General features: G+C 68.5%; 18 protein-coding genes. 7 read left to right on the forward strand and 11 right to left on the reverse strand.

Annotation, left to right across the window (positions count from 1 at the left end):
- Positions 1 to 141: 141 nt before the first annotated feature.
- The gene (locus ACIQF0_RS31345; RefSeq protein WP_401035923.1) at positions 142 to 1,176 is read left to right on the forward strand and encodes an MFS transporter; all 1,035 of its coding nucleotides are present in this window, start codon (positions 142 to 144) and stop codon (positions 1,174 to 1,176) included.
- Here ACIQF0_RS31345 and ACIQF0_RS31350 read toward each other — a convergent pair.
- The 4 genes from ACIQF0_RS31350 to ACIQF0_RS31365 are packed head-to-tail and all read right to left on the reverse strand — an operon-like array spanning position 1,170 to position 4,646.
- Positions 1,170 to 2,114 (reverse strand): DUF1152 domain-containing protein, encoded by a 945-nt coding sequence (locus tag ACIQF0_RS31350; RefSeq protein ID WP_401035339.1) that lies wholly within the window; start codon positions 2,112 to 2,114, stop codon positions 1,170 to 1,172. The two genes, ACIQF0_RS31345 and ACIQF0_RS31350, sit on opposite strands and share 7 nt — an antisense overlap.
- Positions 2,054 to 2,752 (reverse strand): LLM class flavin-dependent oxidoreductase, encoded by a 699-nt coding sequence (locus ACIQF0_RS31355; protein WP_401035341.1) that lies wholly within the window; start codon positions 2,750 to 2,752, stop codon positions 2,054 to 2,056. The genes ACIQF0_RS31350 and ACIQF0_RS31355 overlap by 61 nt, the downstream gene beginning before the upstream one ends.
- A 5-nt stretch (positions 2,753 to 2,757) precedes the next feature.
- Positions 2,758 to 3,858: an MFS transporter gene (locus ACIQF0_RS31360; protein ID WP_401035343.1), complete on the reverse strand. Its 1,101-nt coding sequence runs from the start codon at positions 3,856 to 3,858 to the stop codon at positions 2,758 to 2,760.
- A gap of 14 nt (positions 3,859 to 3,872) precedes the next feature.
- Positions 3,873 to 4,646, reverse strand: coding sequence for an NmrA family NAD(P)-binding protein (locus ACIQF0_RS31365; protein WP_401035346.1), 774 nt, complete (start codon positions 4,644 to 4,646; stop codon positions 3,873 to 3,875).
- 156 nt (positions 4,647 to 4,802) lie between these two features.
- Between ACIQF0_RS31365 and ACIQF0_RS31370 the strand changes: the two genes are divergently transcribed.
- Both ACIQF0_RS31370 and ACIQF0_RS31375 read left to right on the forward strand, forming a co-directional pair.
- Complete coding sequence (locus tag ACIQF0_RS31370) at positions 4,803 to 5,657, forward strand: bile acid:sodium symporter family protein (protein ID WP_401035349.1); 855 nt, start codon at positions 4,803 to 4,805, stop codon at positions 5,655 to 5,657.
- Between the two features lie 57 nt (positions 5,658 to 5,714).
- The gene (locus ACIQF0_RS31375) at positions 5,715 to 7,097 is read left to right on the forward strand and encodes a carboxylesterase/lipase family protein (RefSeq protein WP_401035925.1); all 1,383 of its coding nucleotides are present in this window, start codon (positions 5,715 to 5,717) and stop codon (positions 7,095 to 7,097) included.
- Here the strand turns inward: ACIQF0_RS31375 and ACIQF0_RS31380 are convergent.
- On the reverse strand, positions 7,090 to 8,541 hold the full coding sequence (locus tag ACIQF0_RS31380; protein WP_401035351.1) for a M20/M25/M40 family metallo-hydrolase: 1,452 nt from the start codon (positions 8,539 to 8,541) through the stop codon (positions 7,090 to 7,092). The genes ACIQF0_RS31375 and ACIQF0_RS31380 overlap by 8 nt on opposite strands.
- 164 nt (positions 8,542 to 8,705) lie before the next feature.
- Here ACIQF0_RS31380 and ACIQF0_RS31385 point away from each other — a divergent pair, with 164 nt between their 5' ends.
- Complete coding sequence (locus ACIQF0_RS31385) at positions 8,706 to 9,446, forward strand: lipopolysaccharide kinase InaA family protein (RefSeq protein ID WP_401035352.1); 741 nt, start codon at positions 8,706 to 8,708, stop codon at positions 9,444 to 9,446.
- Here the strand turns inward: ACIQF0_RS31385 and ACIQF0_RS31390 are convergent.
- Positions 9,363 to 10,142 carry an ABC transporter permease gene (locus ACIQF0_RS31390; RefSeq protein WP_401035354.1) on the reverse strand — a complete coding sequence of 260 codons (780 nt, stop codon included), beginning with the start codon at positions 10,140 to 10,142 and terminating at the stop codon, positions 9,363 to 9,365. The genes ACIQF0_RS31385 and ACIQF0_RS31390 overlap by 84 nt on opposite strands.
- The gene (locus ACIQF0_RS31395) at positions 10,139 to 11,083 is read right to left on the reverse strand and encodes an ATP-binding cassette domain-containing protein (protein WP_401035357.1); all 945 of its coding nucleotides are present in this window, start codon (positions 11,081 to 11,083) and stop codon (positions 10,139 to 10,141) included. The genes ACIQF0_RS31390 and ACIQF0_RS31395 overlap by 4 nt, the downstream gene beginning before the upstream one ends.
- Positions 11,084 to 11,181: 98 nt before the next feature.
- Between ACIQF0_RS31395 and ACIQF0_RS31400 the strand changes: the two genes are divergently transcribed.
- Entirely contained in the window at positions 11,182 to 11,931 is a 750-nt protein-coding gene (locus ACIQF0_RS31400) for a TetR/AcrR family transcriptional regulator (protein ID WP_360034538.1), read from the forward strand.
- Positions 11,932 to 12,137: 206 nt separating this feature from the next.
- Positions 12,138 to 12,899 (forward strand): anti-sigma factor family protein, encoded by a 762-nt coding sequence (locus tag ACIQF0_RS31405; protein ID WP_401035359.1) that lies wholly within the window; start codon positions 12,138 to 12,140, stop codon positions 12,897 to 12,899.
- A 66-nt stretch (positions 12,900 to 12,965) separates the two neighbouring features.
- Here the strand turns inward: ACIQF0_RS31405 and ACIQF0_RS31410 are convergent, their stop codons facing one another.
- From ACIQF0_RS31410 to ACIQF0_RS31425, 4 genes are read right to left on the reverse strand one after another with little or no spacing between them, the layout of a single operon-like run.
- Complete coding sequence (locus ACIQF0_RS31410; protein ID WP_401035362.1) at positions 12,966 to 14,369, reverse strand: nickel/cobalt transporter; 1,404 nt, start codon at positions 14,367 to 14,369, stop codon at positions 12,966 to 12,968.
- A complete protein-coding gene (locus ACIQF0_RS31415) occupies positions 14,366 to 15,667 on the reverse strand; it encodes a tetratricopeptide repeat protein (RefSeq protein WP_401035364.1) in 1,302 nt (433 codons plus the stop codon). Before ACIQF0_RS31415 ends, ACIQF0_RS31410 begins: the two co-directional genes overlap by 4 nt.
- Positions 15,664 to 17,262 (reverse strand): DUF4331 domain-containing protein, encoded by a 1,599-nt coding sequence (locus tag ACIQF0_RS31420; RefSeq protein ID WP_401035367.1) that lies wholly within the window; start codon positions 17,260 to 17,262, stop codon positions 15,664 to 15,666. Before ACIQF0_RS31420 ends, ACIQF0_RS31415 begins: the two co-directional genes overlap by 4 nt.
- A gap of 46 nt (positions 17,263 to 17,308) precedes the next feature.
- Positions 17,309 to 18,481 (reverse strand): pyridoxal phosphate-dependent aminotransferase, encoded by a 1,173-nt coding sequence (locus ACIQF0_RS31425; protein WP_401035370.1) that lies wholly within the window; start codon positions 18,479 to 18,481, stop codon positions 17,309 to 17,311.
- A gap of 454 nt (positions 18,482 to 18,935) precedes the next feature.
- On the opposite strand from ACIQF0_RS31425, the gene ACIQF0_RS31430 reads away from it, so the two are divergent.
- The gene (locus ACIQF0_RS31430) at positions 18,936 to 20,987 is read left to right on the forward strand and encodes a type IIA DNA topoisomerase subunit B (protein ID WP_401035373.1); all 2,052 of its coding nucleotides are present in this window, start codon (positions 18,936 to 18,938) and stop codon (positions 20,985 to 20,987) included.
- Positions 20,988 to 21,008: the final 21 nt, after the last annotated feature.

Raw genomic sequence — 21,008 nt, forward strand, 5'->3', positions numbered from 1 at the left:
GGTAACCGGCTACGGGCCGTCAGCGCCATTTAATCGGTGGCGCTGGCGGCCTAGTCTTGTGCCATGCGACGACGACATTGATCTTCAACTGATCTGACCCGAACCGCGACGGCGTACGCGTGGTGTTCGCACCTCATCCCCATTTACGCCCTGTACGCGTTGCTCTTCGCCGACAGCGGGCTGTCCGACGCCCAGATCTCGGTGCTGCTCGCCATCTGGTCGCTGACCGCGGTGGTCTTCGAGGTGCCGTCCGGCGCTCTCGCGGACCGGTTCTCGCGGCGCGGTTCCCTGGTGGTCGCCGGTGCGCTGCAGGCCGCCGGCTACGCGGCCTGGGTGCTGTTCCCGTCGTTCTGGGGTTTCGCGGCCGGTTTCGTGTTGTGGGGTCTTGGCGGAACGCTCACCTCAGGTGCGTTCGAAGCCCTGCTGTACGACGGGCTGGCGGCCGGCGGTGACGAGGACCAGTACGGACGGCTCAACGCTCGCGTCGACACCATCGAGCTGATCGCTCAGGTGCCGGTCGCGGTCGTGGCCACGGCCCTGTTCTCCTTTGGTGGCTACCAACTCGCGGGCTGGGCGTCCGTCGCGATGTGCCTCGCGTCGTCCGTGATCGCGTTGAGGTTCCCGGAACCCGAACGCGACTCCGGTGAGGACGACGAACCCGGCTACTTCGCGACGCTGAAGACAGGCCTGAAAGCGTCCATCCCGATCAAACGTGCCGTGCTGGCAGTGGCTCTGGTGTACGCGCTCGACGCGTTCGAGGAGTACTTCACGCTGCTGGCCCAGGACTGGGACGTGCCGACGGTGTGGGTGCCGCTGGCGACGATCGGCATACCGCTGATGGGCGCGGCCGGTGCCTCGCTGGGCGGGCGCCTGCCGTTCCGCGGCTGGGTGCTGTTCGCCTCGGGCGCGCTGCTGATCGTGGCCGCGTGGCTGGCGGTTCCGCCGGCGATCGTCCTGCTGGGACTGTTCTACGGCCTGTACCGGTTCGTGCTGGTGCACGTGGAAACCGAGCTCCAGCACCGGATCGAGTCCGATGCCCGTGCGACCGTGACGTCCGTGGCCGCGATCGCCTCGGAGTTCGTGGCTTTCGCCGTCTACGGACTGTGGGTGCTGGGCTCGGCCATCGCCATCGGCGTGCTGGTTCTGGGGGTGGCGCTGATCATCCGACGTCAGTGAGGGAGTGCGCGGCGAGGGCGTCGGTCGTCGACGCCCTCGCGGTACTCCTCGATCGCGAGCGCCACGTCGAACGCCGTCCGCGTCTTCTCCAGTGCCGGCAGGTAGTGCACGCCGCGGGCCAGCGCGTCCAGATCGACGCTGAAGTACACGCCCATCAACGGGTTCACGAACAACTCGCTGCCCTCGGTGCGGGTGGTGAACTGCACGTTCCCGAACTCGCCGCGCAACGAGGCGGCGATCTGCCCGTTCACGATGCTCGGCGACAACGGCGTCGCGTCCTGCGCCTGCTGCACCGCTGTCGTGTAGGCGCGGGCCTCGTGGCTGTCCGACGGGATCGACAACGCGCCGAGGTAGGCGCCCTGCTTGTCCAGTGCGGCAAGGTTCTCCAGCACGTGCGCGTGGCACACGCCGTGGTGCGCGTCGATGCCGAACCCGAGGCTGGTCACGATCTTCGTGATGCCGTCGATGCCGTGGACGGCAGCGAGGCTCGTCATGTCCTCGGTGGGCGTGCCGAGGTGCTGTTCGTCCCCGCGCAGCAGGATGTCCGTGCCGCCGTCGACGAGCACGACCGCGTCGATGGCGTGTTTCTTGATGATCGTGCGGTAGGCGCTGCGCAACGGCCGCACGCCCGTGCGCGGGAACGCGTAGACGGTGTCGTTGAGGAACCGCGCAAGCTCGCGTTCGGGGAAGTACGCGTCCTCGCCGGAGGTTTCCGGTGCGACGGCGGCGAGTCCACGCTCCAGCCACGCGTCGAGGTCGAGGCGTTCGAGGTCGCTGAAGCTGAGGCTGGCGTAGTGCACGCGCTTGCCATGGCCGCGCAACGCGACGCCGAGCGGGATGCCCGCGAACACGTCGAAGCCGCCGCCCGCCCCGGCGATCAGGATGTTCCGGGCGGCGTGGAGACGGGTGAAGAGCGGCGGTGTGGCAAGGCTGAACACACGGCCGACCCTAGCTTTTCGACCTCCGCGGGGCTGCCGACTTTCACGAGCAGGCGGTCAGGTTCCCACTCCAGACCCTCGTCCAGCTCACGAGCCAGCACGCCGACTCGAGGATGCGCGGCCTGGTCGCGGTACCGGCCGAGGTGCTCGGTCTGGTCGGCGAACACGAACAGCCCGTCGTCGTGCTCCGCAGCCAGATCGGCGATCTCGGGCGACCGCGTGCAGGCGTGCCAGAGGTAGGGCCGCTCGGGCCACAGTGTCGTGAAAGCCAGGTAGTGCTCGACCGTCAACGGCAGGCTGTACTCGATCTCCCTGCCGAACCAGCCGAACACCCTCGCCGTGTTACCGCGGCCGAGCACCAGATCGGTCCTGTCAGGGGCGAGGAGGGCGAGCGTCGCGTACTCGGCGGCGAGCCGCGCCGGGTCGTTCGTGGTGATCAGCGTGGTGGCCGTGGACAGCCCCAGAGTCGTGCGAGCCGCGATGTGGGCCAGGAGCGTGGCGGGGCAGGAGGAGTTGTAGGGCGGGTTGTGGTGCTCGCCGACCGCGAAGACGTCGAGACCCGCCTGATCGGCCGCGATCGCCACGGCGACGATCTCCGACGGCTGGAGGTCGCCCGCGGTGAAGACGCCGATCTGCACGACGATCAGTGTCGCAGCCGGATCGTCCACAGACAGCCGGCCAGCGCGACCGCTCCCGCCGAGGCCAGCGCGGCGGAGGTGGAGACGTTCGCGACGAGGCCGAGCAGAATCGGCCCACCGCCCAGCCCGATGTCGAGGAACGCGCTGGCCGTCCCGGACGCGGCGCCGCGCTGGTCCGGCCGCGCGGTGGCGAAGACGGCGGCGAAGAACGCGGGCGTGCTGAACGTGACGCCGGCTCCGAGCACGACGCTGCCCGCGATCAGGCTGAACGGCATGAGGAACAGTCCAGCCGCGATGACCGCCAGGGCGATCGCGCCGAGCAGCAACGGCGGCAGGCGGTCCGGGACCTTGGCGAAGACTGCTCTGGCGACGACGACCGTGGCGCCGTAGAGGAACAGCGGGAGGCTGGCGTTGCCGAGGCCGATCTCCTGCGCCCGGATCGAGGCGAACGCGAGGAATCCGCCGCTGGCCGCGATCGCCGTGCAGAGCGCGATGCTCGGCGCGATGGCCGGGCGGTGGATCAACGGGGTGCGAGGGCCGTCCGACGGCGTGCCGGTCTCGCCGACGAACACCGCGGCGACACCGCCGGCCACGCAGAGCGCGGCCGCGGCGAGCCAGGCGGTGGGGAACGACCGTTGCGTGAGGACCTCGCCCAGCGGTGGGCCAGCGGCGAGACCGAGGTAGAGGCCGAGCGAGTTGAGGCTGAGGGCCTCGCCGAGGCGGTCCGGCGGGGAGATGTCGACCAGGGCCGCGAACCCGGCCACGAAGAACGCGGCCTCGGCGACCCCGAGCAGCAGGCGCAGGGCGACGATCGACGGCAGATCGGTGGCCAGGGCGGTGAGGGCGAGGCTGACGGCCGCGAGCACGGCACCGCCCACCAGCAACGGTCTTCGGCCGGCCCGGTCGGTCAGGCGGCCGGCGATCGGGCGCAGCACCAGGGCCGAGACCGCGAACGTGCCGAACGCCAGCCCCGCCGCGGCCTTGGAGGCGTGCAACGGGCCGGTGACGTAGAGGGGCAGCGCGTAGACCGCGATGCCCATCGCGGTGAAGTAGCCCAGGTCAGCTGCGGTGAGAAGGGCGAAGCGCGGGGTCAGCAGACGCGCCATCGCATCAGGGTGCGCTAGCCGCGGGCGTCCGACAAGAAGCCGGCGAACGAACGCAGTCCCGGGTGGAGGGCGCGCAACGCCTCGATGTCGACCTCCGGCTGGGCGTTGCCGCTGAACACCTTCCGCAGTTCCGGATCGTCCACCTGGAACTGTTCGTACTCGAGGCCCATCAGCCCAGCGATCTCCACCGGCGTCAGCAGATCCCCGGCCAGCGTGAGCGACGAGCCGATGAACCGTGCGGGGTCGGCGAAGACGCGTGCGGCGATCGCGCCGATGTCGTCCACGGCGATCAGGTGGTAGCGGACCGACGGGTGCAGCAGGTGCGTCAGCTTCGGCAGGCCCGGCGCGTACAGGCCGTCCATGAACGTCGTCGGCCGGAGCACGGTCGTGGGCAGGCCGATGGCGGCGATGTGCCGTTCGACCTCCCACTTGCTGTCGAACGACGCGACGCCGGTCTCCTCGACGGCCTCCACCAGCGACGCGTACACGAGGTGTGCGACGCCCGCGGCCTGCGCGGCGTCGGCGACGTTGCGGCCCCACCGGGTCTCGGCGGCGGGGGAGTAGCCCTGCGGGGAGCGCGGGTCGTGCGGCGCGGGCTGCACGCTGAACACCGCGTCGGCACCGGCGAAGGCGCGCGTCAACGACTCCGGAGAGTCCTGATCAGCGACGACCGTCGACGCGCCGGGTACCTGAGCCGAAGCGTTCCGGGTCGCCGCGCGGACGTCCCAGCCCGCCGCGACGAGGTGCCGCGTCACGGCACCGCCCTGCTTGCCGGTCGCTCCCAGCACCACCGCAATCATTTCTGCCCCCAGAAGGTTTTCTACAGGACTATCACGGATCTGGGGTGTGGTGCCGCCACCTGGCCGATTCCATCGGGCCGGGCGTAACGCCAGGATCTTCCGAACAGATCAAACTGCACAAGCTGGACATCCGCGGAGGCCGCCGTGCTAGTCGTACAGATCTTCCTGCCGCTGGCACTGGGCCTGGTGATGTTCGGGCTCGGTCTCACCCTGACCACCGATGACTTCGCCAGGGTCGCGAAGTATCCCAAGGCCGCGGTCATCGCACTGGTCTGTCAGGTGGTCGTCCTGCCGGCGATCTGCCTCGGGCTGGTGCTCGCGTTCGGGCTCAAGGGCGTGCTCGCGGTCGGCATGATGCTGCTCGTCGCGTCGCCGGGCGGCACGTCGGCGAACCTCTTCAGCCACCTCGCCGGCGGGGACGTGGCGCTCAACATCACGCTCACCGCGATCAACTCGGTGCTCGCGGTGTTCACGCTGCCGTTGGTCGTCGGCCTGAGCATGGCGCACTTCATGGCGGACAGCGCCGAGGTCGGGTTGCAGCCGGCGAAGTTCGTGCAGGTGTTCGCGATCGTGCTGGTGCCGGTGGCGATCGGCATGCTGGTGCGCCGCAAGTTCGAGGCGTGGGCCCTGAAGATGAACGACCCGGTGCGCATCGCGTCGGTCGTGGTGCTGGTGCTCGTCATCATCGCCGCGATCGCGCAGGCCTACCAGCAGCTGATCGACAACATCGGCACGCTCGGCCCGGTGGCGTTGCTGCTGAGCATCTTCAGCCTGCTGATCGGCTACTACGTGCCCAAGGCGTTCAAGGTCGAGCGCAAGCAGGCGATCGCGTCGGCGATGGAGATCGGCATCCACAACGCCACGATCGCGATCACGCTGGCGCTGACCGTGCTGAACGACGAGACGATGGCGATTCCGCCCGCCGTGTACGGGGTGCTGATGTACCTGCCGGCGGCGGTCGCGGCACGGTTGTTGTCCCGCACCAAGGCTGCTGTCTAAAGAGGTTGCGGTGGCGTTTAGGTTGATCGTGACATGCGTTCAACCTCAACCACATTGATGGCGGCCGCACTCGTTGCCGCAACCGCTGTTCCCGCCCACGCCGCGGGAATCGTCCGCACTGACACCGGATTCGTGTCAGGAACCACCGTCGATGCCCGGCGTTCGTTCCAGGGCATCCCGTTCGCCGCCCCGCCCGTCGGGGAGAACCGCTGGCGCGATCCGCAGCCCGCGAAGCCCTGGCAGGGTGTTCTCAAGGCAGACAAGCCCGGTCCTCGTTGCGAGACCGACGAAGACTGCCTGCATCTCAACGTCACCACGCCGGTCCGCGCCACGAACCGCCCGGTCCTGGTCTGGATCCACGGCGGCAGCTTCACCAGCGGCGCCGGCTCCGACTACGGCGTGGACCAGTTGGTGCACAACGGTTCCGTCGTCGTCACCATCAACTACCGGCTCGGCGCGTTCGGGTACTTCGGCTTCCCGGGACTCGACGGCTCCGGCGCGTTCGGCCTGCGCGACCAGCAGGCCGCGCTCGGCTGGGTCCAGCGCAACATCAGGCAGTTCGGCGGCGATCCGCACAACGTCACGCTCTTCGGTGCGTCGGCGGGCGGGCTGTCGACGTGCGCGCAGCTGACCTCGCCCGGGACGCGCGGCCTGTTCCACCGGGCGATCATCCAAAGTGGACCGTGCCAGTTCGGCGTCCCGGCGGGCGAGAACAACGTCCAGCACACCTGGGCCAAGCGCGAGGACGTCGAACGGGCCGGTGCCCAGGCGTCGGGCTGTGCCGACGTCGCGTGCCTGCGGGCGCTCACGGTCGAGCGGGTCAGAGCGCTGACACCGCAGTTCTCGTCGCCCGCGTACGGCACGGAAGCCCTGCCGGAGAACCCGATCACGGCTGTGCGCGAGGGCCGCTTCCACCGGATCCCGGTGCTCGCGGGCACCGCGCGCGACGAGTTCTCGGTGTTCGCCGCGATGTTCTACCCACCACTGGACGCCGCCGGGTACGAGCAGGCGCTGACCGACGGCTTCGGCACGGCCAAGGCGCAGCGGATCCTGGCCGCCTACCCACCGCGCGGTGGCGACGAACGGGTGCCGCTCTCCGCGGCGCTCTCGGACATGACCTCGGCCTGCCCGACCGCCGAACTGCGCGCGCAGACGCACGCGTTCGGCTACGAGTTCGCCGAACCAGAGCCGCCGATGATCTTCCCGGGCATGCCGGACTTCCCGTACGGCGCTTATCACGGCTCGGAACTGCCGTTCCTGATGCGGTACGCCGGCGTCGAGCTCGCCGGGAAGCAGCAGAGGCTCTCCGACGAGATGGTCGAGGTGTGGACCCGGTTCGCGCGGACCGGACGTCCCGGCTGGGCACGCCAGGACGTCCGGCTCTTCGCGACCGAGCCGGTCGCACCGGCGGATCACCGGTGCGACCTCTGGGCTAGCTAGCGGAACCCTGCGGCGCGCGTCCGTGCGACTTGCCGGGCGCGCGCACGCCGTTCACCGTCGAGGTGTCGAACGCGAACGTGATCACCGCGGTGGCGATCGCGTCGGCGTTGACGTCCAGGGCGGTCAGGTTCAGGTTCGACCTGTTGTCGCACGGCTGGTGGTAGCACGGGTCGAACGCGATGCCCGCGGTGCCGCCGTACCGTGCCGCCTGTTCGGCCGTCTTCACGTCCTCGGCTCCGGTGAACAGGCCGCCGGCCGGGATGTTGACCGCGATGAACGGCCCGTAGTCCGACCGTCCGGAGAAGTCCGTGTCCTCCGAGGGCAGCCCGCGGTCGGCGTAGAACTTCTCGAAGACGTCCTCGATCTGCGCCGACCCCGGCGGGATCGCCACGGGCGCGGTGCCGCTGGAGTCGTCACCGTCGTAGATGCCGTAGAAGTGGTTCGGCGAGCCGACCATGTCGAAGTTCAGGTACAGCGCGATCTTGTCCCGCTCGGCCTGCGGCAGCGTGGCGACGTAGTGCTCGGACCCCAGTAGGCCCTCCTCCTCGGCGCCCCACCAGGCGAAGCGGACCTTCGCGTTGGGCTTGACCTTCTTCATCTGGATCGCCGTCTCCAGCAACGCCGCCGAGCCGCTGCCGTTGTCGTTGATGCCCGGTCCGTCCTGGACGCTGTCGAGGTGCGCGCCGGACATCACGACGTTGTTCGCGTTGCCGTCACGGGTCTCAGCGAACACGTTCCACGCCTGCCGGGTCTCCTCGGTGAAGTCGACCTTCACCCGGACCGTGGCGCCGGGCGTGAGCACGATGAGCTCCGAGGCGGCGGCGTAGGTCGCGAACACCACGGGGATCGCGAGACCCGGTGTGTCCCCGATGGGCGTGACCAGGCCGGTGCGGCCGGGCTGGCCCTCGTTGAACAGGATCGCCGCCGACGCGCCCGCGGCCTGGGCGTTCAGCGCCTTGACGTTGAACCCGCAGGTGCCGCGTTGCAGCATCGCGATCCGGCCGGGAACGAACCCGGCGAAGTCCGCGGCCTCGCAGCCGCTGCTGTTGCCGTTCGGTACCGGGGTCGGGGGAACGACCACGTCGACGGGCTGGATGACGCCCGTGACGTCGCCCTCGGCCGTCGGGACGAACCCGTTGCGGTTGAAGTCGGTGTCGCGCTGGAAGACCCGCGGCGCCGGTGCGACGCGGTCGAGCCGGGAGTTGTCCTCCACGTACGGGAAGTCGAACGACTGCACGCTCGGCGAGTAGCCGGCCGCGGTCAGTTGCGAGACCACGTAGTTCACCGACGCCTGGTATCCAGGACGTCCGGCCGCGCGGTCGCCGTGGGTGTCCGCGATGGACTGGAACGCGTCGAGATGTCGCAGGACACCGTTCAGCGTCACGGCTTTGGTGAGTTTCGCAGGGGAGTTGTTGTTGGGATCAGCGAGTGCCTGTCCGGTCACAGCCAGTGGTAGAACCAGTGTCAGGACCGATAACAGCGCCACGCGCCGAGGACGTCGAACCATCGGTAGGCCTCCATGCGTACTTCGCCGCCGAATGCATCCCCCGACGATCCTTATCTGTCCGATGTGTCTTGTGTTACACCGTTGCCACGGGAGGTGGGTGTTTGTTCCGGTTGCTGGAGACCGCTCTGCGCGTCGAACCGCTGCCAGGAGAAGGTCTCACCAACGTCCTGCACCTCGTCACGCTGGCCGACGGGCGCAAAGCCGTGCTGCGGCAACCCAAAGTCGCGCGCGACCTGCCGAAGTTCGTCGTGCCCGGCGCGCCGGAGGTCCTCGCGCACAACGGCCGCGGTGACGTGCTGGTCGAGTACGTCGAGGGCCGGACGCTCGCGGACGCGCTGCCGGTCTCCGAGGAGGTCTGGCGCAGCATCGGCCTGGCGTTCCGGAAGATCCACCGCGTCGGTCTGCTGCACAACGACGTGAACCTCCACAACATCATCGTCGGAGAAGACAAAGCCACCCTGATCGACTGGGACAACCCCGGCCAGGGCAACCCGCTCGACGAGCTCGCGGCGTTCGAGGAGCACCTCTACCTGCACGGAACCGTGCTGCCCCAGGCGTTCTGGATCGGTTACGGCACCCGGCCGGACCCGGCCCTGCTGCGCGTGCACCGGATCGCCGGGTGCATCGGCTGGCTCGCGAGCGAGGACTGGCAGGAGTGGGAGGACGACCGGACGCTGACACCGGAGAACCTGGCCAGGGTCCGGAACTGGCGGCGACTGCTCGCGCGGTGGCTCGCCGGCCAGTTCCGGGACGACTTCCTAGCGGCTGAGGTTGCGGTACTTCAACACCGACAACGGCCAGAAGATCGCCACGAACACCGCAGGCCACAGCACAGCGAGTAGCAGCGAGTTCTGCGCGGCCCACGAGTCGCCGCCGACACCGGGGTTGCCGAACAGCTCCCGCGCCGCGGCCACGGTCGACGACAGCGGGTTCCACTCCGCGACGACCCGCAGCCAGCCCGGCATCAGTTCCGGCGAGACGAACGTGTTCGCGAACATCGTCAGCGGGAACAGGAACATCCACGACGCCTGCGCCGCTTCCGGCTTGACCAGCAGGCCGAGGTAGATGCCGACCCAGACCAGGGCGAACCGCAGCCACAGGAACAGCGCGAACGCCACCAGCGCGTTGAACAGCCCGTCGCGGAACGACCAGCCGATCACCAGCCCGCACAGCGCGAGCACCAGCAGCTCCAGCGACGAGTTCACCAGGTCCGCGATGCTGCGCCCGGCCACGACGCCGGTCTGGGACATCGGCGAGGCGCGGAACCGGTCCGTGACGCCCCGGTCGGCGTCCATCGACACCATCATGATCGTGCTCGCGATGCCGAACGCGATGGTCTGGCCGAACATGCCCGGCAGCAGGAACTCGATGTAGTCGCCGCCGCCGAAGACGTTCATCGCGCTGCCGAACACCAACCCGAAGATCAGCACCGAGATGATCGGGTAGGCGAGGTTCGCGAACACCCTGACGGGTTCGCGCACCCAGTGGATCAGGTCCCGTCTGGCGACGATCCACGAGTCGATGGCCGCGTACCTCATGCCTGCGCCTCCGCGACTGCCCTGTGGCCGGTGATGGCGAGGAAGACGTCGTCGAGCGTTGGCCGCCGCAGCGCGATGTCCTCGGCCTCGACGCCGTGAGCGGCCAGTGCCGACGTCACCCGCGTCAGCGCCGCCACCCGGTCGGCCACCGCCGCGCTGACCCGGAACGTGTCGAGGTCCACCTCGGCGTCCGGGCCGAGGACGTCCCGCACGACCGGCAGCTCGTCGGCGTCGCGGACCACCACCTCGATCCGGTCGCCGCCGAGCTTGGACTTGAGCTGGTCCGGCGTGCCCTGCGCCGCCACCCGGCCGGTGTCCATCACGACGATCTGGTCGGCGAGCTGGTCGGCCTCGTCCAGGTACTGCGTGGTCAGCAGCACCGTCGTCCCCTCGGCGACGACCCGCTTCACCTCCCGCCACACCTCGCCGCGGTTGCGCGGGTCGAGTCCGGTCGTCGGTTCGTCGAGGAACAGCACCGACGGGCGCATGATGAAGCTCGACGCCAGGTCCAGGCGCCGCCGCATGCCACCCGAGTACAGCTTGGCCCGCTTGCCGGCCGCGTCGGTGAGCCCGAACTGCTCCAGCAGCTCGTCGGCCCGGACCTCGGCCTGGCGCTTGCCCAGGTGGTAGAGCCGCCCCCACATGACCAGGTTCTCCTTGCCGGTCAGCACGTCGTCGACGGTGGACTGCTGGCCGTTCAACGCCACCTGACGGCGCACCGCCGGTGCCTCCCGCGCCACGTCGTGGCCCGCGACCTCGGCACGGCCGCCGTCCAGGCGCAGCAACGTGGCCAGGATGCGCACCGCCGTGGTCTTGCCGGCGCCGTTCGGGCCGAGCAGCCCGCAGACCGTTCCCGCCGGTACGGCCAGGTCGAACCCGTCGAGCGCCGCCTTCTCGTCGAACACCTTCCGCAGGCCTTCCGCGAGCACCGCGTGTCCCACGCCTTCACCCCCAACAGCTAACTGCTTACGTTGTATACAGAGTGTACGTTGTACACGGTTCTAGGATTCACATGCAAGGAGTTTGTGAAGGGGGATGGGTGAAGAGCGATCGTGACCGGAGCGTGCGGCTGCTGTGGGAGCCGCCGGCCGAGCCGACGAGGGGACCGAAGGCCGCGCTGAGCCAGTCACGGGTGGTCGAGGCGGCCATCAAGGTGGCCGACGCCGAGGGGGTCGAGGCGCTCACCATGCGCCGGGTCGCCGAGACGCTGGGCTTCACCACCATGTCGCTCTACCGGCACGTGCCGGGCAAGTCCGAGCTGCTGGACCTGATGGTCGACGCCGTGTGGGGCGAGACCGAGCACACGCCGCAGGGCCCGTGGCGGGCCGGACTGGACTTCTTCGCGCGGCAGGTGTGGGCGATGTACCGCGCGCACCCGTGGATGCTCCAGCTGACGGCGTCGCGGCGGATGCCCGGCCCGCAGGCCATGACCCGCCAGGACGCCGCCTACGCGGTCGTGTCCGAGCTGGGGCTGGCGTCCGAGGAGATCGTGGCGGTCGTGACGGCGGTGTCCCACTTCGTCGAGGGCGTCGGCCGGACGATGGCGGACCGCGTGCGGGCCGAACGGGAGAGCGGCGTGTCCGAGGAGGACTGGTGGAACGGCAGGGAGGCGCTCTGGGAGCACTTCACGCCTGACCGGTTGCCGATGATGACCCACATCTGGAACTCGGGGGGCTTCGAGCGGATGCTCGACCAGTTCGAGTTCGGTCTCGCCAGGGTCCTGGACGGCCTCGCGGTGTTCATTGAGACGGAGGAACGACCGCTGGTTCGTCCAGAGACGTGCCTGTAGTCGTACGGAACACCTTGAGTCGTCCGATCGAGTGAAAAGCGCAGCTCAGACAGGGCTGGAACCGTAGTTGAGCGGTTACGTAATGCCATTGTTATGCGCAATCAGAATGAACTCGTTCGCAAGCTGAACCGACCACTCCTATCTGCCCGTTTTCCTTCGTGACACCGTTTCGCCGCGGGGGCAAATCGGGACGACGAGGAGGTCGTATGACAGCTGGCGCGCACGACGCGGTCACCCTTGGCTGCTACGCGCTCGGCGTTCTGGACGCGCACGAGAGTCTTGGCGTGGAGCAGCACCTTCGGGGCTGTCCGTCCTGCCGTGCGCAGGTCGCCGACTTCCATCGGATCCGCACAGCACTTGACGACGTGCCACGTGAGGCATTTCTGCACGAGCTCGAGGACGACCTGCCCATGCCGTCGGACCTGGTGCTGCAGCGCACGCTGCGGCAGATCAGGCAGGAGTCGGTCATTCCGCAGCAGCGGGAGTCCGACCCACGCCCGAGAGCCAGTCCTCCACGACCGGTGGAGGACCTCCCCGAACCGCTGCACGCCAGGCCACGACGCTGGCCGGGCTACCTCGTCGCCGCGGCCGTGGCCGCGGTGGTCGCGTTCGGGGGTGCTGCGGCGCTCATGCAGAACCAGGCACCGCAGTCGACGATCGCCGGACCTCGCACGGGCGAGGGCAAGGCGACCGGCGGGATCGAGCTGAAGGCGAACATCGAGCCTTCGTCTCAGGACCGGTACCTGGTCACGGCCGAGGTCAACGGCCTGCCGGCACTGCAGAAGTGCAAGCTGGTCGTGATCGGCAAGGACGGCACCAAGACCGAGGCGTTCGCCTGGACCTCGTCCGAGAAGGCGAAGGTCGAGGGCGCGACCGTGCGGGGCATGGTCAGCGTCCCGCCGGACCAGGTGAAGTCGATCGCGGTCGAGAACACCGAGGGCAAGCAGTTCGTGGTGGCGAACCTGTAAGGACGGAAACAACTCGAAGGGCCCGGATTCAGTCGAATCCGGGCCCTTCGAGTTGCATTGGTGTAATTAGACGGCCTGCAATGTCAGCCACGCGCCGACGACGATGACCATCGCGGCTGTGCCGACAGGTGCGTAATGCGACAGCATGCGGGTGGCACGGCCGTCCAGGATTCTCTCGACGCGGTCGCGCGCCTTCACGAGCAGCAGGCCGACCGCGGTGAGCGTGCCGGCCATGCCGATTCCGTAGCCGACGACCAGCAGGACGCCGAACCACGTGCGGCCCAGGGCCATCGCGCCCAGCAGGACCACCAGTGCGGACGGCGAGGGGACCAGGCCGTTGGCCGCGCCCATGCCGATGAGGCTCGCGCGGCTGTACCCGTGGCCGTGCCCATGACCGTGTCCGTGGCCATGACCGTGCCCATGTCCGTGGCCGTGCCCGTGTCCCGTCAGGGCTCCGGCGAGCGCGGGTTCGCGGGTCGTCGACAGGGCCGAGCGCAGCAGCATCACGCCGATCACCGCGATCAGCAGGCCGCTGACCAGCCCGAGCCAGCGCAGCACCTGTTCACCGGCGAGCGCGCTCGACGCGCTGATGATCAAACCGAGGATCAGCACGCCACCGGTGTGCGTGGCCGTGACCGACGCACCGACGATGAACGCGTCCTTCGGCGTGCCCTGGCGACCGGCCAGATAGGCCGCGATGAGCGTCTTGCCGTGACCGGGCAACGCCGCGTGCGACGCGCCGAGCACCAACGACAGCAACAACGCCAAAAACCCGAGCCACGGCGTGAGGTCGTCGCTGCCCAGGATGTCGTTGAGCTTGGCCGCCGTGACGCTGAACGACTGGATGGGGGAGCCGGTGGCCTTCTTCGGCTCGGACCCGCTGCCCGGTTCGGCGCTGAACGCGACGGAGCGGACGTCCATCGGACTGCTGAGCAGGTCCTCCGGGTACGTCCGCAGTTCGTCGCTGATGCTCTCGGTCGGCACCGGCGAGTCCGCGATTCTGATGCCGGTGCCGGCGGCGGTGATCTCACGCCAGCCGACCCGGTCGACGTTCGACTCGTCGCGGAACTCGAGCCTGGCCGGCCGGTCCAGGTCCACCCTGGCGGTGAACTCGCAGACCAGCCGGGTCGTGCTGAGATCGGCCTGGCCGACCGGGTGCTCCTTCGTGGAGCTGGAGAGCGTCCAGGAGATCTGCCGGCCGTCCACAGTGGAGCGATCGGTCCTGGAGACCTCGTCGCACCACTGCTTCGCGTCGCGCGTCTTCAGGTTCTCCTGCAGCGTCGGGATCTCCGCCACGTCGACCACGGATCTGAGGTCGATCCGGTCGGGGTGCAGGTGCAGCCCGTGGTAGTGGTTGACGCTGAAGTTGCCCAACGGGTGGGCGGACGCCTCGCCGTTGATGAAGAAGATGCCGGCGAGCAGCAACGCCGCCACCAGGACGGGCCGCACCACCCAGTTGGACAGGCTCACCGGCCGCCTCGAAGCTCCGCGAGCTTGCGGCCGGCCTTGAGCGCCTGCAACGGGGAGAAGTTCGCGTTCAGCCGCAGCGCCTGCACCAGCGACTCCTGGGCCTCGGCGACGCGGCCGAGCGCGGCCAGGATCATGCCGCGGTGATAGGAGAACGTGGCGTTCTGCCAGCCCAGCGCCACCGCGCGGTCGGAGTAGCCCAACGCCTCGGCGTCCCTTCCGTTCACGTGCAACGCCCAGGCCATCGCGTCGGCCACGAAAACGCTCTGCCGGCGACTCCACTCGGCTTCCGCACGGCGCAGTGCCTGCATGCCATCACCTCGGTCCGCGGCGACGAGGGCCGCGGCCAGATCGTCGGAAGCACCCTGGGACTCCATCAGCCGTTGCTGCTCGGACAGGACGTCGTACTGCCGCGCGGCCTCGTCGGTGCGGCCGTTGGCCTCCAGCAGTTCCGCGTACTCCTGCAGGTACTGGGGCAGGGGAGCGCGTGCGACGAGCCTGCGGTACGCGTCGAGCGCCACCGGGACGTCACCTCGCGCCGCGTCGATCTTGGCCATGCCCTGAGTGAGAGTCATGTCGTCTCCTCTCGCCGCCAGTCCCTGCTCGTAGTGCTGAGCGGCTTCGTCGAGCCGGTTGTGGTCGAACGCGAGTTCGCCCAGCCGGTAACGGCAGAACGCGATCTCCTCTGGCGTCGTGGAGGACTTCAGCGCGCGCTGCATCGCGTCGCGGGCACCGTCGACGTCACCGTGGAGTTCGAAGTGGAAGGAAGCGCGGGCGAACGACGCCGTGTTGGGCTTGAGATCCAGCATCTTCTGCACCGCGTCCTGCGCGCCCGCGTCGTCGCCCAGTTGCGTCAACGCGTCCGCCAGCACGCCGTACGCCTCCGAGGAGGACGGCAGTGCGGTGATGGCCTTCTGAGCCCAGTCGCTGGCCGTGTGGAAGTCGTGGCGGGAGTTGGCCAGCGTGCCCATGCCGATCGCGGCCAGGCCCGTGTCACCCGCGTTCTTCAAAGCGCCTTCGGCCTTCGCGTAGTACGCCGGATCGGCCGTGACCCGAGCCAGTTCCACATAGGACGACCCGAGCCTGGCCCAGGAGTCCTTGTCCTGCGGAAGCTCGTGCAGCCGCTGCTGAAGCTGGTGCACCACGCGGTGCATCTGGTTCTGCTGCGCCACCGCCGGAACCGGGGGCGCAGGGGGCGCGCCCCCGGCCCTGCTGTCGGCAGGACCGGAGGCGGCGAGGTAGGCAAGCGCCGCGGTGACCAGGAGAACCACCGCGACGGCCTGCCGTTGTTGGTACTTCACTTCGAGTGCGACCCGTACTTGCGGATCGATGCCTGGCGCTTGCGCCACAGGAAGAAACCGGCGCCGAACACGAACGCCGAGCCCACCGCGGTGGTCATGGCCATCGGGTCGATGTTGCCGATCTTGCCGACCGGGTTGACCGCGACCTCGGCCGTGGTGCCGGAGGCGTTGACGGCGGTGCCGTTGCGCGGCAGGCCGACGTACGGGAAGTTCGCCTCGAACGGCTGGTCGTTGGCGTCGACCTTGTCACCGGTGGCGAGCGCGTCGACGAGCTTGCCGGACGCCGCGGCACCCTCCATCGCCTGCACGGCGATGTCCACCACGTCGTCGGTGAGGCGCCGGCCGTTCGGGAAGCCCTGCGTGTCACCCGCGAGCAGGCCCAGGCGGTTCGGGTTGGCGTTCGGGTCGATCATCATGTTCAGCCGCAGCATCTCGGACGGGCGGAACTTCCGCGCGTCCACGTCCGCGTTGTTGACCTGCGAGTTCAGGTCGGCGTTGATCTGCGCGCCGAGCTTCTTCGTGATGCCGGTCAGGAAGATCTCGGCCAGGTCGTCGCGCTGACCCTGCGGTGCCGGGATCTTGTAGATCGCCTCGACGAGCTTCGGCAGCTCCGGGTTCACCACCCGGTCGACGAGCTCCTTCACACCGGCGTCCTGGTCGGGGCGCAGGCCGTTGAACGCGTCCTTGAGACCCGCGGGGGCCACGACCTCGTTCACCAGCGGGTTGCCCAGGCGGGAGACCTGCACGAAGTCACCGGTCGCCTCCGCCTTGCCCGGCGAGAGCTTCAGGCTGCGCTTCTGGGTGGTGCTCCAGATGCCGATGTTCGGGTTGCGGTGCACGTCGTTGCGCAGCGCCAGCGCGTGCTTGGGCAGCTGGATCGCGATGGTGTTGACGTTGTAGCCGCGCAGCGTGTCCTGGCCGACCTCGCTCAGGTTGCCGCCGTAGAGCAGGTCGAACACCCGCAGGTCGGCGAAGAACGCGTCCTCGGACGGGCCCACGTAGACCTTGCCGCCACCGGCGATCTGCGTGATCGCCTGGTCGCGCAGCTTCTTGAAGTCCGGCATCGACGCCGGGCCGTTCGGGGACGGCGCCACCGGGGCGTTGTCGGCGAGCTTGACCTTCTGGCCGTTCTGGTAGATCGCCTCGAGGTCGTAGCGCTGCCGGAACAGCAGGTTCTCGTCGTCGAGCGAGTCCACGACACCGTTGGAGTACAGGAACGTGTCGTTCTTGCGCCGGTCGTCGTTCTCGAACGTGAACCGCAGCGTGACGTCGGGCTTGGCGTCGCCGTCGCTGTCGACGTTGAAGTCGTACTGCGCGTCCTCGGCCCACGGGAAGAAGTTGGGGCCACCGTTGGGTTCCTGGAACCCGGACCAGTTGCCGACCAGCGTCACGGTGTCCTTGTGGTCCGGACTCACGAACGCGTACAGGTCGGTGTTGTCCACTGCCGGGTCGCCCGCGATGAGCGGAGCCTCACGGTGAGACGACGCCGTGGCATTCGTACCGCCGAACATGGCCGCGTTCAGCAGTGTGGCGGCCACCAGCGCGGCCGCAGCCACCTGGCCGCGCCGACCGCTGAGGGCGTGCGGTGATGACATCTGTGGGCAACCTTTCGGAGAATGAGAATGCAGGGTGCTGTTGTGTTCAGGCGCTGTGCATGAGCAGCGACGGTTCGCTGGAGTGGTTGGAATGAACGGCGTGGCTGGTCCACCTCGCCTGGGTGAAGTCGCGGATGCCCTCGACGAGCCGTTCCACGTCCTGTTCGGGACGGACGACCAGCCGGGCGAACTTGCTGGTCATACCGAGCTTGTTGCCGCATTCGCGGATGAAGACCTGGTGCTTGGCCAGCAGGTGGTCGCGCAGTTCGCGGCCGTCCATGCCCCCGCCGAGCTTCACGAACAGGAAGTTCGCCTGCGACGAGTAGACGGTCAGGTCGGGAATGCGCGAGAGCTCCATGCCCATGCGGTACCGGTCGCGGCTGAGCAGCCGCAGGCTCTCGGCGTACTCCGCCTCGTGCTCGGCCAGCATGAACACGACGGTCTCCGCGAGGGAATTGAGGTTCCACTTCGGCAGCGTCTTGCGCATCTTCCCGGCCAGTCCCGGGTTCGCGATCAGGTAGCCGAACCGGATGCCGTGCAGGCCGAAGTTCTTGCCGAGGCTCTTCAGCACGACCACGTTGGGCCGGATGGACGCCTCGGCGGCGACCGACGGATTGCGCTCGACCTCGACGAAGTCGATGAACGACTCGTCGATCACGATCAGGTCGAGGTCGGACAGCTCGTCCATGAACCGGATGATCTCCCGGCGCGGCAGGTAGCCGCCGTCGGGATTGTTCGGGTTGCAGATGACCGCGACCCTGCTGCCCCGCGTGCGGATGAACTTGATGTACTCGTCGATGTCGAGCTCGAAGTTGTTGCTCTCCTGGAGCAGGAACATGTCGACGCGCTTGTTGCTCTCCATCGGCTGGTCCGTCCAGCGCCCGAAGGTGGGGATCGGGATGGCGATGCTCTCGTGGATCCACAGGTGGTCCATCCACGTGATGAGCTCGGTCGAGCCGTTCGACATCGCGAGCGTCGCCGGGTTCAGCCCCAGCACCTTGGAGAGCTGGTCCGCGATCTTGCTGGAATCGCTCGGGTAGAACTTGAGCACCGACTCCAGGTTCTTGGACAGCTCCTCGAACATCTCCGGGGTCGGGAAGTACGGATTGCACGGGATGCAGAAGTCGACGAGCTCACCCGCACCCGTCCGCGACAGCTCGAAATAGGACGGGCTGTGCGCGGTCTGCTGGAAGAGACCCGAGTCCACACCATGCCGCACGCGACCACTCCGTCCTTCGATCCGTTTCCGACACCGGGGCATACGTGCCGATGTTCATCCCGGTTCACGGGTCGGTTCCGGGAAGGTCTCGGAACGGTCTCGTGCGCAACCTCGGCCCGTGCCGTCGCCGACCTGCCCCGGCGGAGCGGTTTGGTCCACTTAGGACAGAGGGATCGTCCTGATCCGGACTCTGGATTGACCGCGCACGCGCCTGGGTACCCGGCCTCGAGCCCCGCTCGCGCGCGCGAAACAAGCCAACCGTTCGGTCTGCCGATCTCGTTTGGGCCTGGCTCCCCGGATTTCGCAGGTCAGCAGGGCTGTGCAGGGGTCGGTGGCAGAGGTGTGACGCACCATTCAGGGCGCTTTCCACTTCCGTGACGGGCGTCCTGCGAAAAATTGTCGGTCGGGCCGGATACCCTGCTGGCAGTCCGCACACAATCAGGGAGCAGTACCCGTGACCGCAGAGACCCTGTACGGGGCCGACGACCTCACCCATCTGGAAGGTCTGGAGGCCGTCCGCAAACGGCCAGGCATGTACATCGGGTCGACCGACAGCCGGGGCATCAACCACCTCTTCAGCGAGATCGTCGACAACTCCACCGACGAGGGCGTCGCGGGTCACGCGACGAAGATCGTGGTCACCCTGCACGCGGACGGCAGCGTCCAGGTCGACGACGACGGCCGGGGCATCCCCACCGACGTGCACGCGAAGTCCGGTCTGTCCGGTGTGGAACTCGTGCTGACGAAGCTGCACGCCGGCGGCAAGTTCGGCGGCTCCGGCTACAAGACCTCCGGCGGCCTGCACGGCGTCGGCGCCTCCGCGGTCAACGCCCTCTCCCACCGCTACGACGTCACGGTGCGGCGCGGCGGCAAGGTCCACGAGATGTCGTTCGCCCACGGCGTTCCCGGCGTCTTCGACGGCCCCGGCCCCAAGGCCAAGTTCACCCGCCAGAACGGGTTGAGCGTCGTCGGCAAGATGAAGCGCAACGAGTCGACCGGCACCTCGACCCGTTACTGGTACGACACCCGGTACTTCGAAAACGGCGCCTCCCTGGACGTGGACACCGTCCGCACCAAGCTGCGCAACACCGCGTTCCTCGTCCCCGGCGTGACCTACGTCCTCCGTTCGGCACTGGAAGAGACCATCTCCGAAGAGGTCTTCCACTACCCGCACGGCCTCACGGACATGGTCGACTTCCTGGCCCCCAACGGCGACCGCGCGGTCTCCGGCACCCTGGTGATCACCGGCTCCGGCACCTACTTCGAGAACGCCGCCGACGAGAACGGCGTGATGCGGTCCAAAGTGGAGCGTCAGGCCGAGATCGAAGTGGCCTTGCGGTGGGGCACCGGCTACGAGCGCACCGTCGAGTGCTTCACCAACACCATCCGCAACGTGCACGGCGGCACCCACCGGCGAGGCTTCGACCGGGCCGTCGTGAAGTCCGTCCAGGACGCCATCTCCAAGACCCGCGGGCTCCTGAAGCCCAAGGAGGAGATGCCGACCCTCGACGACGTGCTCGAGGGCATGACGGCCGTCATCCACGTCCGCATCCCCGAACCGCAGTTCACCTCGCAGACCAAGGACGAACTCTCCACCGCCGGCATCACCAAGGTGCTGCAGGGCATCGTCGACCAGCAGGTCCGCGCGTGGACCGAAGACCGCAAGACCAAGATGGAGGCCAAGACCGTCCTGCAGAAGGTCGTCGACGCCTCCCGCGTCCGGCTCACGCAGAAGCAGCAGAAGGACGCGGCCCGCCGCAAGACGGCGCTCGAGGGCGCGGCGATGCCCGCGAAGCTCGTCGACTGCCGCACCACCGGGGTGGCTCGTTCCGAGCTGTTCCTCGTCGAGGGCGACAGCGCGTTGGGTTCGGCTCGCATGGCGCGCGTCTCGGAGTACCAGGCGCTGCTCCCCTTGCGCGGCAAGATCCTCAACGTCCAGAAGGCCTCGCTCGCCGACACGTTGCGCAACGCCGAGATCGCCTCCATCGTCCAGGTCCTGGGCGCCGGCACCGGCCGCACGTTCGACCTCCCGCAGATGCGGTACGGCCGTGTGATCCTGATGGCCGACGCGGACGTCGACGGCAGCCACATCCGGACGTTGCTGATCACGTTGTTCGCCAAGTACATGCGCCCGGTGATCGAGGACGGCCGCCTGTACGCGGCGATGCCCCCGTTGCACAAGGTCATGACGCGCGGCCGCAACGCCGAAACGCACTTCACCTTCACCCAGCGTCAGATGGAGCAGAAGGTCGCCTCGCTGGAGAAGGCCGGCAAGCAGGTCGTCACGCCGGTGCCGCGGTTCAAGGGCCTGGGCGAGATGGACGCGGACGAGTTGTGGGAGACCACGATGAACCCGTCCACCCGCTCCGTCCGGCGCATCACGATGGACGACGTCGAAGCCGCCGAGGAAGCCCTCGAACTGCTGATGGGCGAGAAGGTCGAGCCGCGCCGCAACTGGCTCGTCGAGTCCGCCGCACGGGTCGACCAGTCGGCCATCGACCTCTAAGCCTCAAGAGACAGACGGAGT

It is taken from the genome of Lentzea sp. NPDC092896 (assembly GCF_044754905.1).
Lineage (GTDB): Bacteria > Actinomycetota > Actinomycetes > Mycobacteriales > Pseudonocardiaceae > Lentzea.